Here is an 18,423-nt window from a genome sequence, read left to right as displayed (position 1 = left end):
ATGTTTAACGAGTAAACCCGCGCGGCAAACCAAAAGAAATTGTATTAATTGTGATAGCTCGCACAATTTGGATCAAGCATGGCGGAATGCATATTAGTTTTCCAGCGCAGTAAGGATCGTCGCTTCCATTTTTTCTGGTTTGGTGATCGGTGCAAATCGCTTGATCGGTTTGCCGTCGCGCCCGATCAGAAACTTAGTAAAGTTCCATTTGATCCGCCCGCCCAACACACCGGGTAATTCGGCTTTCAGGTAGCGAAATACGGGGTGCGTTGCGGCGCCGTTAACCTCGACTTTCTCGAACATCGGGAAGCTCACACCGTAGTTGATGAGGCAGGTCTGCGCGATATCATCGGCTCCGCCAGGTTCCTGCTTGCCAAACTGATTGCAGGGGAAACCCAATATCATCAGCCCATTGTCCGCGTACTTCTTGTAGAGCGCTTCAAGGCCTGCATATTGAGGAGTAAATCCACAATGGCTGGCGGTATTCACCACCAGAACCAGCTTCCCGGCGTAATCGGCCATAGAGATGGGCTGGCCTCGCAAGCTGATGGCATTAAGTTGATGAAAGGTGGTCATGTATCAATCCTCAGAGCAGAATCAGTTCGGCATTAAAGACGGTGTTTTAATCAGCGGCCTCTGCGCCTTATTCTATGATTAAAGCGCCTGTGATTCATGTTAGACGTGATGTGTGAAACGTCATGACTACCGCACCAAGAAGTAATAATGCACTCAAGCCGAAAGCACTTTGCCAACCCAGACTGTCGAAAATCAAACCCCCAACGGTTGATCCAAGCGCAATGGAGAGTTGGATGACAGCAACCATCAGACCACCACCTGCCTCTGCATCTTCGGGTAGCGTCCGCGCGAGCCATGTCCACCATCCGGTTGGCGCGGCTGTCGCAAGCATTCCCCACAGGCTCAGCAAAACGGCAACAATCCACATGCTGTGGCCAAACAAAAGTAACGTACCGGCAATCGCTGACATAAGCAGTGGTATCAAGATTAATGTCGGATAAAACCTTGAGTTCAGGAAGGTCGAAACAAACGTTGTGCCGATAAAACCTGCTGCGCCTATAGCAAGTAAAATCCAGGACAGGCCAGGCGCGCTCACTCTGGTCACGTTCTCCAGAAACGGTCGCACGTAGGTAAATAAGGAAAACTGCCCCATAAAGAAGAGTCCGCAAGCCAACAGCCCCATTGATACGATAGAGGCTCTGAAAAGACCAAGCACCGATCCCTGTGGCTTGCGCGCATTATCGCTTTCCATCGAAGGCAGGCTGAGGCATTGCCAGATGAACGCAACTATCGCAAGCGGTACCAGACATAAAAAGGCACCCCGCCATCCGACAGTCGCCCCCAGGTAGCTACCCAGCGGTGCCGCCACAACGGTGGCCAGCGCGTTCCCGCCGTTAAAAGTCGCCAGCGCGCGGGTAACCTTGTGCTGCGGTACCAGCCGAATGGCTGTTGCGGCCGACATTGACCAGAATCCACCGATGACGATTCCAATCAACGCTCTCCCGAGCATATAAACCGAATAACTGGCCGCCAGCGCGACAATGATTGCCGATACCGCCATCAAAATCGTTAGTCCCAGCAGAAGATATTTCCGATTCAGGTCCCCGGCAATGCGGGAGATAGTCAGGCTGGTAATCACCGCCAGCGCGCCAGAGATGGCAATTCCCTGTCCTGCCAGTCCTTCCGTGACATGCAAGTCGCGGGCAATAGGTGTTAGCAGACTGACCGGCATAAATTCAGAAGCGATCAATACAAAAACGCAGAGCGTCATGGCAAAAACGCCCCCCCAATACGACTGAGTTTTATGGTGAGAGGATTTAATATTTACTGTGGACATTATCAACTACTCTTCAAATCGATCCGACCTGATTCAGGCGAAAGTGGGAGATGCGCTTTTCAGGGAATAACATCATCATTTCACTGCGTTACATCAGGCGAGTTAATGCCTAATGCTCGTCAGTTAAGACATGAAAACCCGTAATTACCGAGAGCACGCATTGTAGCGGCGCAATTCATTGCGCGATAAATCGCGCCGCTACAAAAGGTGCGGCGATTTGATACGGCGCTTAACTGAACGGCATCAGGGGAGTTAATGCCAGCCGTGAAGTAGAGGTGGCATGGTAAATGCAAATTATTTCAGAAAGTTACCTTAAATTTGATTTGAAAAATTGTTCAAACTTAGCAAACGGGATCTTTCCAGCCACGTTGTCATATAAGTCCACATGATTTGCCCCGGGAATAATCACCAGCTCTTTCTTTTTACTCCCGATCGCCTTAAAAGCGTCTTCAGCAAAATAACGTGAATGGGCTTTTTCACCGGTCACAACAAGCGCAGGGATAGTGATTTCATTTGCATAACTCAGCAACGGCATATTCATAAATGACAGTGGCATTGTTGCATTACATGCGCCGGTTGAGTTGACCGAACGCGCATGGAAACCGCGTGGCATGCGGTAATAATCAAAGAATTCTTTCAAGACTGGATTTGGATTAGCGGGTAACGTTTCCGGCAGAATACGCTCAGAAGCGCTGACTTTGCCTTTTTCGTCAACATCAATGTCGTGACCACCGGGCGCGAAAGTGCCGTTTTCCGCATCCTTCCAGCGCTGCGCGTTCAGATACTGCAACACAGCACGACGATCGGCGCTGGTGTAACGATCTTTGCCATCGCCTACGCCGTGGCCCATCGCGCGGCTCATGTCATACATCACGCTGGTTGCTACTGCTTTAACGCGTGTATCCATCGCAGCGTCGTTTAATGCCATGCCGCCCAGACCGCAAATACCGAGCAGCCCGATATGGTCGCGGTCCACCTCATTTTGCAGACCTAAGAAATCAATTGCCGCGCTGAAATCCTCAGTATTGATATCCGGAGACGCCACATTACGCGGGTAGCCGCCACTTTCGCCCGTATATGAAGGGTCAAACGCGAGGGTGACAAATCCCTTTTCAGCCAGCGTTTGCGCGTACAGGCCGCTGGATTGTTCTTTGACTGCACCGAAGGGCCCGCTGATGGCAATGGCTGCCAGCTTGCGCTCGCCGCGATCCTTTGGAAGATAGAGATCCCCAACTAAAGTGATCCCATAGCGGTTCTGAAAGGTAACCTTACGGTGATCAACTTTCGTACTTTCAGCAAAGGTTTTATCCCAATTTTTGACCAGCGAAATAGGTGCGTTCGGATTGCTGGTATCAGCATAACTCATCGTTGTAACTCCACTTAATGATGCGCATAGCAGCATTGCAGGTAACACTGCTGTCAATTTTTTAGTGAAAACAGTCATTAAAATCCTCCTGAATAAACATCAAAGAGGCAGGTTTCATACCGACAACGCTGCTGTGCTTTGTTGCAATGTGCACATTCTAGTTAGCAGCATGTGTTCTGATTAGAGGGGGATTTTTGCTAAGATTGATATCAAATTGTTCCAAATAACGATGTAGTCATAAGGGCGGGATGATGGCAAAACGGGAAAACTACAACGATCTCTACCTGTTCATGCTGGTGGTGCGCGAGGGGAGTTTTACCGCTGCGGCGAAACGCCTTGGCCTGGCACAATCAGGTATCAGTCGTTCAGTGCGTGAACTTGAAGAAAGACTTGGCGTTCAACTCATTGTTCGCACCACGCGCAGATTATCGCTCACCCATGCTGGTGAGCAGCTTTATCTAACCGTTGAGTCAGGATTCGATGCTTTAGATATGGGGCTCGCTAAGCTGGCCCACTATCGCCAGACCCCATCCGGTACGGTGCGTATCAATGCCAGCCAGCACGCGATAGATAAAGTACTCCTGCCAAAACTTGCGGTATTCAAACAACGCTATCCCGATATCAGACTGGAGCTCATCAGCGAAAGCCGGTTTGTGGATATCATTGCGGAGAGATTCGATGCGGGTGTACGTCTGGGGCCGGAGGTTGGCAGCGGCATGATCGCTGTACGCATTTCGCCCGACATGGAGATGGCCGTTGTCGGTACGCCAGAACACTTTCGTCGCTACGGCTTTCCGCAGATCCCCGCAGATTTGGCCGTTCATCCCTGCATCGCTTATCAGTTAGGCGATGGCAGCCTTTATGCCTGGGAACTTCATCAGGATGGCAAAAAAATCATCCATAGGCCGCAAGGGCAATGGTTTTTTGCTGACAGCTATATGGAAGCGAAAGCCGCTACTCTCGGGCTCGGGCTGGCTTATGTCCCGGAAGAGCTGGTTTCTGAGGATCTGGAACAAGGAAAGCTGATCAGGGTTCTGCAACGGCACAGCCAACGTCTGGAAGCTTCATTTCTCTATTATCCGCATCGCAATGTGTCACCCGCTTTGCGCGCGGTTATTGATACATTGAGAATTTAAAAGGTTTTCATTGGAAAATATGTATACCTGCCAATATCATCATCTCTCTCATTCGCCCACTGTTAATTAATCCTGAAGTAAATAAAGTCTTCTTAGCAACCTGAAACTTTAATCAGCATTGGCACTCTCCCTCCCGACGTTTTCTGGAAATCGATTAAACACCAGCAAATACACGTATTTTTGCTGTTTGGCCGTGCATAATTTGACATGTTGGGAAGCGGCGCAAAAAGCAGATTTTGCTCTGGTATCAACAGTCTGAATAACCATGATGAATTCAGAGCTTATCTGAAAAACCATAGCCTTACATAACCCAAATACTCTTTTATCCTCTCAATAACGAGGACATTTAAATTAATTCTGTTAATTTTTTTGCACTCGCCAGCAGGGGGAAGAATGAAGATTATCGTCGGTGGAAACGGCTACCCAGAAAAGAGAAACATCATTACAGACCCTGCAAATCGCTATCTGGATTACCGTCCCAGAAATATCTGGACCTGGATCAACGTTATAAGGCGGCGCTTATTGCATAAAAATAAACTGTTTATTTTTCGACCGCTGCCCCTGATGTCTTCAGGTGATGCGGACATTATCCACCTTTTTAACGAAGTTTCTTCGGGGCCAGGCGACTGGGTAGCGACCTTTGAAACCGAACTGCCCCGTGTTCTTCCCGTTGAGGGAATACCCAAATTTGCCAACCCCGAGCTGGCGCGGGAACTCCGGTACGTCTGCTCTCCGCGCTGCAAAGGTATCATCGCTATCTCAGAAGCCACACGTCAGATCCAACTGCGGCTGCTGGAACATTTTCCCAGGGAGCAGGCTATCATCGGGCCCAAACTGCACGTACTGCATCCCCCGCAGCCGGTACTGCAGGAAAAAAATGCTCTGGTTGAAAAAAGTCCGCTGAATTTTACCTTCGTGGGCAAGGAGTTCTATCGCAAAGGAGGGGCAGAAGTTGTGCTAGCCTTTAGCCAGTTATTAAGGGAAAACCTGATAAGTGTGAACGACGTCCGTGTAAATCTGGTTGGTGATCCTGGCAGAACGCATAACGTGGCTCACCAGGCGTTCCAGGATGATGACGCATTTAGAAGAAGCGTGGAGGACACACTTCGTGAATGCCCTCTATTCCAGCACCATACGTCGCTGACCAACGACGCGGTACTGGCGTTGATTAAGACCTCTGATGTCGGGCTGCTGCCCACATGGCAGGAGACATACGGCTTTTCCGTTCTGGAAATGCAGGCCTGCGGCTGCCCGGTAATAACGACGAATGTCAGAGCCTTGCCGGAAATCAATCCGGAAAATGCCGGCTGGCTGATTCGCTGCCCCCTGAATCCGATGTTAGAGCTGACGGTGGCATCAGTAAGTGACAAAACCTCTCTGAGAAGTGCCATCATATCTCAGCTTAAAACCTATATATTGCAAATTATCAGCGATAGAAAAATCGTATCAGAGCGCGCTAAAAATTCGTTAGCGCGAATATGTCTGGAACACGATCCAATATTATTTAGAAAGCGACTCAATACGATATATATGGGTGTGAAGACCGAATAAAATAAAAGGCTTATCTAATCGGGTACCGTCCTTCTACTCGGTATTAGCATCCAGTCAGGTATGTGACAGTTGCGCTCGGGCATCAGGTGAGCTAAGTAAAGCGGCAGCCGTCGTAGTCAAGCCGGCTATACGAAACATGACTGTCCCTGAGCTCACGTGACGCATCACGCCGAAATCTATAATTTTATTTCAGGGGATAATAGCGATGTGGATTGGGTATCAACCGAGTAAATAGCGAGCGAATCTGTTTCCAGTTAATAACCGTAGTGCACAGCATCAGCGCTAATGATGTTTGTCACAATTATTGAGTCGCTATAAGCTTTTGCGCTATATGAAGAGATAGCGAATTTTATCTAGCTCGTGACTAAAATTTCTCTTGGTTACGTCATAAGCGCGCCATTATAAATAATTTTGGTTAGTGATAGGTCATGGTAAAAGACGCCGTGGCGCTCAACGATCCTGAGCGTGCATTGGTTGAGGTCATGTAATACGCGGCCTTGAAGGGAATATTGACAACCTCTCCTGGCGAGGTCGTCGTGCCGTATTTGATAAGCTTGCCGAACTGAACGGGCACATCGTCATACTTAAGCTGAATGCCCAAACCTTTTGCTGTCGAGCTACTGTTTAATCCCAAGACTCCGTTGGCAGGATCGGCAAGCGGGCTGACGTTATCCAGCGTCACATTTACTGCGGTCTGTTCGCTACAAATAAGCGGTATGGAAAACGTTACCGGATTTTGGATGCTGCCCACGCCAGTAAACTTCGGCATCAGCGCAATTCCCATATTAATATTCAAATTACTATCCCCAATTTGACAGGATGCGGTGCTGATATTGATTGGCGAAAATATATATTTATAAAGCGGCAGGCGAGTAATGTTATTACTGACCGGCGTACTGTATTCCATATTTAGCGTCAGCGCGGGTATTGAGCCCGTCGCCGGGGTGGTACTCGTTTTGATCAGCTCAAAGGTATCCGTGAACGTTGATACGCCATTCTGAAGGATCCCTCGCCTCCAGCTCGCGTTATTGAGGTTCAATCTGGTGACAAATTCGCTGGTTCCGGTTGTGCTGGAAAAGTTTTTCCACCGGATGCCAATGCCCTGGACCTCCGTTGCCCGAACGTTGGCCAGCGGCGAGGCGCCATAATCCCTATTCGTCCCCGATAGCTGAATAAACCACGAGCCATCATATCCAATGACCTGACCCTCAGGGTCACATTGCATGGCATTACTCGTGGTTATCGTGGCTAATACCGTCCCGACGGGCGCATCCCGCTGAACGATAATATTGTTATCAAAGTTGACCGCTACGTCATTTGCAGAACACAGCGCAAAGGCATTCAGTGAGATGGCGCTACCCATCGCAGCCATCGAGATTTTAAATACGGTGGACATCTTATGTTCCTTCATTTAAGCACGGCGCAGGCCTTCTCTCGCAAGAGTAATAATGCGAATCAAGGCAATGAGAAATTTAGCGACATACTGCAGTAGTACGTTGGATTTTACCCGGTAACGCGTTTAGGGTTATTTTGGCGCGGCAGGTTTTCGCTCCCCACTGTACCGTAATGCCGTCACCGTCGTTCAGACCGCTCATATAAACCTCGCCATCGCTTCCCACAATGCTCATCGCATCGCTTTCGTTGAGCTTTGCCGTCGCGCCAAAAGGCACAGGCGAATTCTGATACATCAGTGTTACCAGGGCGCGCCGCCCCGTTAGCGTATTGAACGTAGCGCGCACCACCGCGCCGCGCGTAGGCACAACGTTGACCACCGACTCGGCCACATCCACGTCTGCCCCCAGCGAACCCGTGTCTAATGCAATACGGTTTTCCTGATAGGCACTGGCATAAGGCACCACGGCGTACCCGCGCGAGTCCGTTTTAACGCCGGGGTTATTGCGCACCCTCACGCCGGATGCGCCCTGCGCCTCCAGCAGCACTACGGTATCTCCCAGCGGCTGAGAGAACGTCACGCCATGCTTATGGCCGATAATCCCCCCCTGTAGGCCGAAGTTCAGCTGACTGTTCTGTCGGCTTTGGTTGTAGCCCGCGCTCACGGTGCCGTGGCCGCCCTTGTAGGTTCCACTCAGTGAGCTTCTTGAGTCACCGCCCGACGAGGTATAGCCCTGCTGGACCATGTAACTCAGGTTATTATCGTCGAGCGCGGTGCCGCTAAGCCCCACCTGGTGCGTTTCAGGACCGTTTTTTTGCATATTCACGCTGTAGCTGGCCCAGCTTTGCGATAGCCATTTGCTCAGAGGAACCTGCAGGCTAAAAGCTATAATCTGGTCCTTACGGTCTTTGCCTGGCGTTTCGCTATAGGTGTAGCCAAGTGAATAATTGATATCGCTGATACTGGTGTTAAAGCCGGTACTGACGTTGCGTTCATAGCCCCGTTTGCTCCAGTAGTCCTGCTGGTAAGCCGCAATATAAAAATTTCCCCAACTTTGCAGCGACTGACTAAGGTTGAGCTGCAGTCGGCTTCGCTTGTTGTAGCGCTGGCTGCTGAATTCATTCACCTCCTGGAAGGTATAAAACCCTTCCGTGGAGTAGCGATAGCTGGCGAGCGTCACGGTGGTATCGGTCGCGGCCACCGTTTTTGAATATTGCACACGATATGACTGTCCCCGGCTGCGCCGGTTTTTCTCATCAACGAGTTGGCTCTCGGCAGCGGTGATGTCTGCCGAGAGCGAACCTATATCGCCAAAGCTAAGGCCGGTACCGAATACACCTGACGCATAGTTGCTTGCCCCCAGGACGCCGCCGTACAGCGTGAGATTATTGTTGAGGCCATAGGCGAGCGTGCCCAGGCCGAATGAAGGCGTTAGCGCGCCATGCTTCGTGGTTCGGTATTCACCTACGCTCAGCGCATACTTTATGCGCCCTTCCCGCAGCATGACGGGAACCGCGGAGAAAGGCTGCACGAAATGCTGGACGCTGCCGTCGGCTTCGGTGACGACAATTTCCAGATCGCCGCTCGCCGATGTGGGATAGAGATCGCGAATTTCAAAGCTGCCGGGCGCCACGTAGGTTTGATAAACCGTGTAACCGTTTTGCTTCACTGTAACCGTGGCGTTGGTGCGAGCGATCCCTCGAATAATGGGGGCGAAACCGCGCATGCTCTCCGGCAGCATGGTGTCATCGGAAAAAATCTGCGTGCCGCGAAACATCACGCTGTCAAACACGTCACCTGGCGTGCTGGTTTCACCCACCTGAAACTGCCCTCTCAAAAACTGGACGTCGCGGCTCAGGGTGGTATTCAGCGACGAAAACGATTGCTTTCCGTTGTTCTTCGTCGCGGTGCTGTAGTTACGCAGGCGCCATGGCCCCACGTTAATACCGCTTTGCAGGTTGGTGTAAAACTGCTCCTGCGTCTCACCGTATCGGCTCCAGTTGCGCGAGCCATTGATACTGTAATTTACCAGCAGTGCAGAAATGCCTTGATCCCAGAGCGAAGGGTCAACAGTGCCGCGCGCCCGCGTATTAAGCGCAGATTGAGGGATTGAGATATCCAGTCTCTGCTTGTCAAAATCCAGCCGGGTGGTGGCATCCGGTATAAATGCACCGGGATCAGTAATAATAACTTCAGCCGGCAGCATGGCTAATTCAGGAAATGCCTTAACCCTGACACCAAATGATTCCAGCACTCTACGATTAAGCTCGGGCGCCAGCCCAAACCCTTTCACAGGGACAAAAGAGACATTTTCCGTCCGGATATAATTTTCATTAAGCCATATTTCCACCCTATAGGTGCCGGGTAACTGCTCTCCCCGCTCAAAGCGGCTCAGATCAATGTCCTGGGATGTTGAGTGTGTTTTTTCAAGTGCATCGGCCATGAAATAAACATCGTCTGCGGCTGCGGGAAAAATGCCCGACAATAAAAATGCTATCGTCGAGAGTCGACATACGCAGTGAGACCCCGATCCATAGAAAATTGCATTTTGAGAAAAAGAAACAGTATTCACCTTGCTTACCTGCGCGAGTAACTTAGCGTATTGTTAATATTCTTCACTTCAGCACTTGGCATTTTTCTGTCGTTACTCCACCAAAGTCATTTATGGCTTTCCAGGTAACCTGCTTTCCAATGCCGGCCACCGTTTCAGAACTAAAAGGTGATATCATTGGTGGCTGAGAAATAGACTTATCACCAACCTTTAATGAATAAAGAGAAACATAGAACGGCGTAGGATTGATAATCAGCAGGTGTTCACCACGTGGCTCAAACTTTAATTTCTCCCATGCCTCACCTGCTAATTCTGACGCCAGTAATGCTGGCCGGTAGAAAAGCTTCATGCGCGTCTTAACGGCAATGAGCAACCGATTCTCATCTGACCGGGTCATTGAAGGGATAGACTTAACGTTAAGCCAAAAAACTGATTCGCGATTTTCAGGTAGCTTCTTTTCGCCGGTATAAATGATCCGCAGCGTATTTTCATGTCCAGCATCAAGACGAAAAAGCGGCGGCGTGACGATAAAAGGAACCTGCCCCTCTGAATTTTCACTTAACTCAACCCATGACTGAATTAAATAGGGAACACCATCCTGAGTGTTACTCACAGGGAGTGAGGCTTCGTTTTCAGATGCATTATAAATTAATCGCGTTCCCCCGACGGTTATGCTGGCCTGACACGTTAAAGAGATTATGCAGGCGCCTGATAATAATATCGTTCGAATTAGTTGATTCATTATACATTTCCGACATTTCAGCAATAGGCAATAGGGCGCCCCTCAGGTACGCCCGGCCTATTACTGGTAGGTAATGGTGAAATCTGACGTTGCGTTTGCTGTTCCCGCAACCACGGCGGCCTGGGTCGCCTTATATTTCGCTACGAAGGTCATTTTATTGCTGTTGGAGGGCTCTTCGCCTGCGCTGGTGTCAAGAGTGATGCTCTTAGATTGTGTAGCCAGCGGAATCGCAGTGATGCCATCCTCCTCATAAAACGCGATACCAACGCCTTTCGCCGTTTGACCGCTGTTCAGCGCAAGAATATTGGTGTCGGAGCTATCCGCATTACCATCAAACTTAATGGAAGCAGAGGTAACCGCAGCAGGGCAATTGTTCAACACAATGCTAAAGCGGGTTGCGGCAGCAACGGCTCCGGCCGCGTTAAACGAGCTTTTCGGTATTTTGCCGAGGTTGACGGTCTGATTAGCCGTATTAGTATCGATCGTACAGGCAGAATCCAGAATGGTGCCAGTAAAGTTGATTTTTCCATCTGCTGCGCTGGCGGAAAAAGTTATTCCAGAAACGGCTGTGGCCGCAACTAAATTTCGAAATAGATTACTTAACTTCATTTGCATAGTTATTTATCCTCAGGATTAAAGGTACCTGCGCAAAAGAAACTTTTGCGCAGTAAGGGCGGAACAGTGCCGCTAAATTAAAGTTTTTATTCAAGGCATTAATTGGGCGTTATTTATCTATGAGCACCTCGGGCTCTGCGATGATAAAAGTAAAATAAGCTGCTTCATCTCCAGACCGCTGCCTAACGCCAGACGATTTCGCAAATAGTAATTCTTATTAACTTCGCATTTATTTCTAATTCGATACTGCCGCGTCGATTTATCATAAACCTTCAGGAGAAAGTTCAAATGTTCGTTCGACAGTCGCGTCGATAGCCTCTGATACAACACGTCTTTTAATACGCATGAACTTTCCGCCGCCCGGAATTTAGATGCGCGCTCGCACAATTGCTTAAGATCTTTAAGCGAGGTGACAAGTCGGAATGATTTTAAGAAAACGTTATCTGCATTTTCTTCTGGTGCAATAAAATAGGTTAGCGATAATAATCCCCTTTCCTCAAGCCGATAATAGATCCACCGAATGTTTTCGCTACTTTCTCCTATTGTATCGATAAGAATGTAGGACTTACTCAGGACGGTCGCACTTACTAAAAATTCCAACCGGCTATCGAAATAAAATACTTTTCCATTGGCTAAGGTTAATGAAGTAACTGCCTGCTCAATGGCAAAATTTCGTGAAAAAACCAATAGCGCTGTCAAAATTTATTCCTTATAAATTTATCATCGTCATTGTGAAGAAGGTCTGAAAACATATATGCGTTCTAAAGAATCGCAGTCGATTTTGTACGCTTTCCCATACATTCTTATAAAAGGGTATCGTTCAAATCCCACGCTATTAAACGCGTGCTGGATTTTCTTCATCATGGACAACAAATAGGATTTCGAGCACCGCAGTCCATAATCTTCAAAAACGTGTACGATGATGTCATTATCGTAGACAATGTCGTTATCCATCCCCGCAAGGAGATATTCGAACAGTCTCGCTTTCGTCTTACCGAATCTTTTAATACGTCCATTCTTGGTATTGATAAGCGTTCTTGTTAAAAGCCGATACTCAAGATGATTGAAAATCGTGTATCCATACAGAAGCTCGTCAGAGACACAAGGCACAAAGACTCCTTAGAAGTTTATCGTTCCCATTTCCATGTCGGCGCCTTCTCCATTCGAAAGGTTTTGGTGTTCATCTGATGCAATGAAATGTTATTAAAATGGAGAAAATGTGACAATGGGACTAATTTATTAAAGCAAAAAACCACTTATTACATAAAAATCAACATAAAAATCCATATATTGTTATTTTATAAGTTTAAAACCCTGGATGTTTATTTTTTGTTTCTATCTATCGCGTTATAAAACAAAAAATTCACAAAAATATATTTAGCTAAAATTCACATTAAAATAGCAAATATATCTGAAAAACATAAATATCACTTTAAAATCAATTAGTTAAAAAGATAACTCAGTCCAGCTAAACCTAGCCTTAATAAGGATATTTTAGGATTTTTCGTAACGTTAATTACGAATTTTCGGGACAAAAACTGACAAGCACTGAATTTCCTTTACATTTATGGCAGTTCGGCACTTATAAAAAGCAAAAAACGCATCTAAGCAGTAAGCTGAATAGAATCATTTCTTCGCTCAATGTTCTTAATTCAAATTAACAACGGTAGCCGCTGCGTCCTATATGTAAGAAAGTCTTCAGCTAATAAGATGTCGATTTGTCCCGCGCGCCCGACACGTCATAGCGATCTGTGCCACACTCCCGGTACTTTTCGCTGGAAAACAGACATTTCCCTCATTATCATCAGCTCACTTATTCACCCACTGATAACTAAGGAGGATTACTATGCCACTGTGTGAATTGTTTATTTACTCACACTTCTACAGTAATTGGCCGCGTTCAGGCATTTCCGCACTCGTGCTGCGATAATCCGTCCTGAGCGAAGTTAACTGAAAATCTAATCCCTTCCTCCGGCTTACCGGGTTGTCGTCAGCGATTTCTGACGTCGGGCCTTTTTGCGCCTGCAACTTATGAGTAAGCACATGAGCACTTTACTGTCCGCCCACGCTGTCGGTTTCGATAACGCCTTCGGCACGCTATTTCACGATATCCATTTCAGCCTGAAAAAGGGCGATCGCATCGGTTTGCTGGGTGATAACGGCACCGGTAAAAGCACCTTATTGAAAATTCTCAGTGGTGAACTGGAAGCCAGCCACGGCAGCGTTACGCCGGCTAATCACTGTTTACTGGCGCGCATCGAGCAGCATCTGCCAGCAGAACTGCACAACGCGTCGCTGCTGGATGGCGTGATGGCGCGCTTACCGGAACAAGCCGATCGCTGGCGCGCCGAAGCGCTGCTGGGCAGCCTGGGTTTCACCGCTGAGCAACAAACGCAAATTGCCGCAACGCTAAGTGGCGGTCAGCATATGCGCCTGCTGCTGGCGCGTGCGCTGATCCTGCAACCGGATCTGCTGCTGCTCGATGAACCCAGCAACCACCTCGATTTGCCGACGCTATTGTGGCTGGAGAATTTCCTCAACGGCTGGAGCGGCAGCTTCGTGCTGGTTTCCCATGACAGCACCCTGCTCGATCGGGTGACTAACTGCAGCTGGATTCTGCGCGATCGCGGTCTGCTATTCTTCCGTCTGCCCTGCAGCGCGGCGCGTCAGGCGCTGATCGAGCAGGATGAGGCTGACACGCAGCGTTATCAGGCCGAGCAGAAAGAGATCGAACGCGTCGAAAAAAGCGCCAAACGTCTGGCGATCTGGGGCCGCACTTACGATAACGAAGGTTTGTCGCGCAAAGCGCAGCAGATGGAGAAACGCGCCAATTGGTTGAAAGAAGCACAAACCACGCTGAGCGAAGGATCGCTATGGCGGCTGCAGCTGCAAGGTGAAGCGCTGGACGCCGATCGCGTGCTGGCATTGCCGCAGATGTCGATTCGGCCAGCCGATGACGCACCTGCACTGTTTTCACTACCAACGCTGCAGGTGAAAAGTGGCGATCGCGTAGCGATCGTTGGCCGCAACGGTTGCGGTAAATCGTCGCTGCTGCGCCATTTGTGGCGTGAATTTCAACAAGCAGATAGCGCGTTTTTTCATCCCCGCGCGCGCCTCGGTTATTACGATCAAAGTCTGCATCAGTTGCACGATACGGAAACGTTAAGTGATGCGCTGGCGCATTTTGCGCCGCTCAGCGATGAGCAGCGCAAGATGGCGTTGATCGGTGCGGGTTTTCCGTATCTGCGTCACCAGCAGCTGATTGGATCACTGAGCGGCGGCGAGCGCTCGCGTTTACTGTTTGTGGGGCTGACGCTGGCGCGCTATTCGCTGCTGCTGCTCGATGAACCCACTAACCATCTGGATATGGTAGGTAAAGAGGAACTGGCGGAGGCGCTGAATCAGTTTGAGGGCGCGGTGTTGCTGGTGTCGCACGATCGTCAGTTAATCGCCAACAGCTGCAATCGTTTCTGGCTGATAGAGGACCAGCAACTCAGCCAGTGGCACGATTTTGACGCGGTGACCGAGCGCCTGCGTGCTGAACAGGTGATATCCATGTCTGAGGTTGTTGCACCTGCGGCGTCGGAAAACGCGTTGGATGAAGATGCTTTGCTGCTGGCGTTATTAGAGGTGGAAAGCAAACTGGATGAGGATCTGGCGCGTAAGCCGAAGCATCAGAAACCCGCGTTGCAAGCGCAGTGGCGTGAGGAGATCGCGAAGCTGAAAACCCAGCTCGATCTGTAAATCGGCAGTGAAACGGTCGCCATAAATGGCGTAATGCCGCTCAGTTAAGCGTTGTATCAAATCACCGCACCTTCCGTAACGGCGCGACTTATCGCGCAATAAATTGCGCCGCTACAATATGTGCTCTCGGTGATGAGGGGGTTTCATGGCTTAACTGACAAACATTACGCCATAAATGGCGACCCTACGCCCAATCAGTGACTCAGATACGCTGTAAACAACCTAACCGCCCTTTCTATTCGGAAAACTTTAATCATTTTTCAACCAGCGCGCATTACCCAGATAAATCCGGCGAATTTTCTCCAGTTTGTTCCCTTAAGTGATTATGATTCTCGCTTCATATAAGGGACGCTTATGCTCAATATCTCAAAAAAGTGGCTATTCGCCACGCTCGCTGCTGTCATTCTCCTGCTGTTGATCTGGCATTTTGCCGGTTCACGCCATAAACCTAACGCGGTGGTCACCGCCGAAGTGCGTCAGGGAAATATCGAAAACGTGATTGCTGCCACCGGCAAAATGGATGCGGTTGAACGCGTCAACGTCGGTGCGCAGGTTTCTGGTCAGGTGAAAAAGCTCTATATCAAATCTGGCGATAGCGTCAGCAAAGGCCAGCTAATCGCCGAAATTGACGATCAACCGCAGCGCAGCGATTTGCGTAACGCGCAGGCGGCGCTGAGCGTGGCGCAGGCCGATCTGGAAACCCGCGAAGCCGCGCTGGTGCGACAGCAAGCGCAATATCAGCGCTTGCAGCAAATGATTAAAACCAATGCGATCTCGCGTCAGGATTTTGATACCGCCGAACAAGAGTGGCGCAGTGCACGCGCCGAGCTAACCGCGCAAAAAGCGCGCGTGATTCAGGCGCAGATTGAGGTGGATAAGAAGCAGCTCGATCTCGGTTATACCCGCATCATGGCGCCAATGGACGGCACGGTCATCGCCATCGTCACTAAGCAAGGTCAAACGGTGAACGCGGTACAAACCGCGCCGACCATCGCCAAGCTGGCGCAGCTCGGCACCATGACGATTAAAGTGCAGATCTCCGAAGCCGACATCAACAACGTGCAGCCAGGCCAGCAAGCGTGGTTCACCACCTTCTCCAATCCAGACAAGCGCTACAACGCCACGCTGCGCAGCCTCGAACTGGCGCCGGAATCGGTGATGAAAGATGACGCGCTGATGGGCAACAGCGAAAGCACGCCAGCCAGCAGCACCAACGCCGCAGTCTATTACAACGCGCTGCTGGATGTGCCAAACCCCGACAACGCGCTGCGCATCTCCATGACGGCGCAGGTCAACCTGCTGCGTGATTCCGCTAAAGACGCTTTGCTGGTGCCGGTGCAGGCGACGAAGAAAGACGCGGATGGTAAAACCTACGTGGAAATCCCCGATCAGGATAACCAGCCGGTGAAACGCATCATCACCACTGGCATCACTGACAGCGTTGATATTCAGGTGTTGAGCGGTTTAAAAGTCGGCGAGAAAGTGATCCTTGCTACGCAGACGGCGGGCGCTGACGAGGTGTTGATGTGAATATCATCGAACTGAAAAACATCCAGCGCAGCTATGTTAACGGTTCGCAATCTCTGCATGTGCTGAAAGACATTAACCTGAGCATTGCTAGCGGCGAGCTGGTGGCGATTATCGGGCCGTCCGGTTCGGGTAAATCGACGCTGCTGAATATTCTTGGCTGCCTGGATGCGCCGGATAGCGGCGACTATTTCATTAGTGGCCAAAACACCGCCACGCTGTCGCCGGATGCGCTGGCGAAAGTCCGCCGCGAGCATATCGGCTTTATCTTCCAGCGTTATCATCTGATGCCGGATCTCAGCGCCTTGAGCAACGTCGAGATTCCATCGATCTACGCCAATCTGCAGGGCAAAGCACGGCTGCAGCGCGCGGCGGATCTGCTGGCACGTTTAGGTTTGCAGGGCCGCGAACATCACAAACCGGGCGAGCTGTCCGGCGGTCAGCAGCAGCGCGTCAGTATCGCGCGCGCGCTGATTAACGGTGCCGAAATTATTCTTGCCGATGAACCGACCGGCGCGCTGGATTCGCATTCCGGCGAAGAGGTGCTGCGCATCCTACACGATCTCAATCGCGAAGGTCACACGGTGATCATCGTGACGCACGACATGAAAGTGGCGCAGCACGCCGATCGCATTATTGAGATTCAGGACGGCGAGATTTTTGCCGACAGCGGCCGCAAACAGGATGCAACCCGCGCGCAATATGTCCCCGCCGCGCCTAAAAGCCAGAGCAAGCTGCGCGGCTTGCTCGATCGCTTTCGCGAATCATTGCGCATGGCGCTGAATGCCATGAACGCGCATCGGCTGCGCACCGCGCTGACCATGACCGGGATTATTTTTGGCATCGCGGCGGTGGTCACGGTGGTGGCGCTCGGCCAGGGCGCGCGGCAAAAAACGCTGGAGAGTATTTCCGGGCTCGGCACCAATGTGGTGTCGATCTATGCCGGTGGTGATTTTGTCGAGGATGAAGCGCATCCGGTGCTGACGCTGGTGATGGCCGATGTCGACGTGATTGGGCGTCAGCAGTTTGTCGCAGCGGTCAGCCCGGAAATGATCGCCAATCAGCCGATTCGCTATCTTTCCAACGCGTCCAAAACCTCGGTGTACGGCGTCGGCAAAGCGTATTTCCAGATTCAGGGCATTAAATTGCTGGAAGGCAGCAACTTCAGCGATGAACGCCACGCGCGTCAGGAGATCATTATCGATACCAACACGCGCAACAAACTGTTTGGCGAACACGGGGAAAGCCCAATTGGCAAGATGATCGTGCTGGGTTCGGTGCCGGTGCGCGTGATTGGCGTGGCGGATAATAACGATGGCATGTCGCCCAATCGCCTCAGCGTGTGGCTGCCGTGGAGCACCGTGATGTATCGCATCAGCGGGCAAACCGCGCTAACCAGCATCAGCATTAAGCTGAAGGACGATGTGGTGAGCGGCCCGGCGGTGGAATCGCTGACGCAACTGCTAACCGCGCGTCACGGCAGCAAAGATTTCCTGGTGTTCAACCGCGACAAATACCGCAAAGCGATTGAAGATGCCGCCGCGACGTTAACGCTGTTGATTCTGCTGGTCGCCTCAATTGCACTGATGATTGGCAGCATCGGCGTGATGAATATCATGCTGGTCTCGGTAACGGAGCGTACCCATGAAATCGGCGTGCGCATGGCGGTGGGCGCACGGCGCGGCGACATCATGCAGCAGTTTATGATCGAAGCAGTTTTAGTCTGTCTGGTGGGCGGATCGCTCGGCGTCGCGCTGGCGCTGGTGATTGGACCGATTATCAGCCTGCTGGCGGGCGGCATGATTACCGCGATCTTCTCATGGCAATCAGCAGGCGCGGCCTTTGCCTGCTCCACCATTATCGGCATGATTTTTGGTTACCTGCCCGCGCGCAAAGCCGCACGCATGGATCCGGTGGCGGCATTGGCGAGCGAATAACTGAATTAC

At 50.5% G+C, this 18,423-nt stretch carries 13 protein-coding genes; 5 read left to right on the top strand and 8 right to left on the bottom strand.

All coding sequences use genetic code 11. The features are described 5' to 3' along the window. Positions 1–93 precede the first annotated feature (93 nt). The 3 genes from IB226_RS08740 to IB226_RS08730 form a co-directional block, all read right to left on the bottom strand. Entirely contained in the window at positions 94–576 is a 483-nt protein-coding gene (locus IB226_RS08740) for a glutathione peroxidase (RefSeq protein ID WP_101761592.1), read from the bottom strand. 94 nt (positions 577–670) lie between these two features. Then, entirely contained in the window at positions 671–1,852 is a 1,182-nt protein-coding gene (locus IB226_RS08735; RefSeq protein WP_192234701.1) for an MFS transporter, read from the bottom strand. 307 nt (positions 1,853–2,159) lie between these two features. Next, a complete protein-coding gene (locus IB226_RS08730; RefSeq protein WP_192234699.1) occupies positions 2,160–3,296 on the bottom strand; it encodes an alpha/beta hydrolase in 1,137 nt (378 codons plus the stop codon). Positions 3,297–3,469: 173 nt separating this feature from the next. Here IB226_RS08730 and IB226_RS08725 point away from each other — a divergent pair, with 173 nt between their 5' ends. After that, complete coding sequence (locus tag IB226_RS08725; protein ID WP_192235575.1) at positions 3,470–4,354, top strand: LysR family transcriptional regulator; 885 nt, start codon at positions 3,470–3,472, stop codon at positions 4,352–4,354. A gap of 393 nt (positions 4,355–4,747) precedes the next feature. After that, positions 4,748–5,905 (top strand): glycosyltransferase, encoded by a 1,158-nt coding sequence (locus tag IB226_RS08720; RefSeq protein WP_192234697.1) that lies wholly within the window; start codon positions 4,748–4,750, stop codon positions 5,903–5,905. A 415-nt stretch (positions 5,906–6,320) separates the two neighbouring features. Here the strand turns inward: IB226_RS08720 and IB226_RS08715 are convergent, their stop codons facing one another. The 5 genes from IB226_RS08715 to IB226_RS08695 form a co-directional block, all read right to left on the bottom strand. Continuing rightward, positions 6,321–7,301, bottom strand: coding sequence for a fimbrial protein (locus tag IB226_RS08715; protein ID WP_225608243.1), 981 nt, complete (start codon positions 7,299–7,301; stop codon positions 6,321–6,323). A gap of 76 nt (positions 7,302–7,377) precedes the next feature. Then, positions 7,378–9,870 (bottom strand): fimbria/pilus outer membrane usher protein, encoded by a 2,493-nt coding sequence (locus IB226_RS08710; RefSeq protein WP_370579398.1) that lies wholly within the window; start codon positions 9,868–9,870, stop codon positions 7,378–7,380. A gap of 43 nt (positions 9,871–9,913) precedes the next feature. After that, positions 9,914–10,591 (bottom strand): molecular chaperone, encoded by a 678-nt coding sequence (locus tag IB226_RS08705; RefSeq protein WP_192234693.1) that lies wholly within the window; start codon positions 10,589–10,591, stop codon positions 9,914–9,916. 60 nt (positions 10,592–10,651) lie between these two features. Then, positions 10,652–11,206 (bottom strand): fimbrial protein, encoded by a 555-nt coding sequence (locus IB226_RS08700; RefSeq protein ID WP_192234691.1) that lies wholly within the window; start codon positions 11,204–11,206, stop codon positions 10,652–10,654. Positions 11,207–11,323: 117 nt separating this feature from the next. After that, positions 11,324–11,905, bottom strand: coding sequence for a hypothetical protein (locus IB226_RS08695; RefSeq protein ID WP_192234689.1), 582 nt, complete (start codon positions 11,903–11,905; stop codon positions 11,324–11,326). 1,344 nt (positions 11,906–13,249) lie between these two features. Here IB226_RS08695 and IB226_RS08690 point away from each other — a divergent pair. From IB226_RS08690 to IB226_RS08680, 3 genes are all read left to right on the top strand, one after another. Next, a complete protein-coding gene (locus IB226_RS08690; RefSeq protein ID WP_192234687.1) occupies positions 13,250–14,950 on the top strand; it encodes an ABC-F family ATP-binding cassette domain-containing protein in 1,701 nt (566 codons plus the stop codon). A gap of 354 nt (positions 14,951–15,304) precedes the next feature. Beyond that, positions 15,305–16,480: an efflux RND transporter periplasmic adaptor subunit gene (locus IB226_RS08685; RefSeq protein WP_110866794.1), complete on the top strand. Its 1,176-nt coding sequence runs from the start codon at positions 15,305–15,307 to the stop codon at positions 16,478–16,480. Then, positions 16,477–18,414, top strand: coding sequence for a MacB family efflux pump subunit (locus IB226_RS08680; RefSeq protein ID WP_192234685.1), 1,938 nt, complete (start codon positions 16,477–16,479; stop codon positions 18,412–18,414). Before IB226_RS08685 ends, IB226_RS08680 begins: the two co-directional genes overlap by 4 nt. The last annotated feature ends 9 nt before the right edge of the window (positions 18,415–18,423 follow it).

Origin of the sequence: Pantoea sp. PNT03, from assembly GCF_014852515.1 — a bacterium.
Taxonomy (GTDB): Bacteria; Pseudomonadota; Gammaproteobacteria; order Enterobacterales; family Enterobacteriaceae; genus Pantoea; species Pantoea leporis.
Note: the sequence above shows the minus strand (reverse complement) of the source record. Positions and strands in the feature narration are given on the sequence as shown.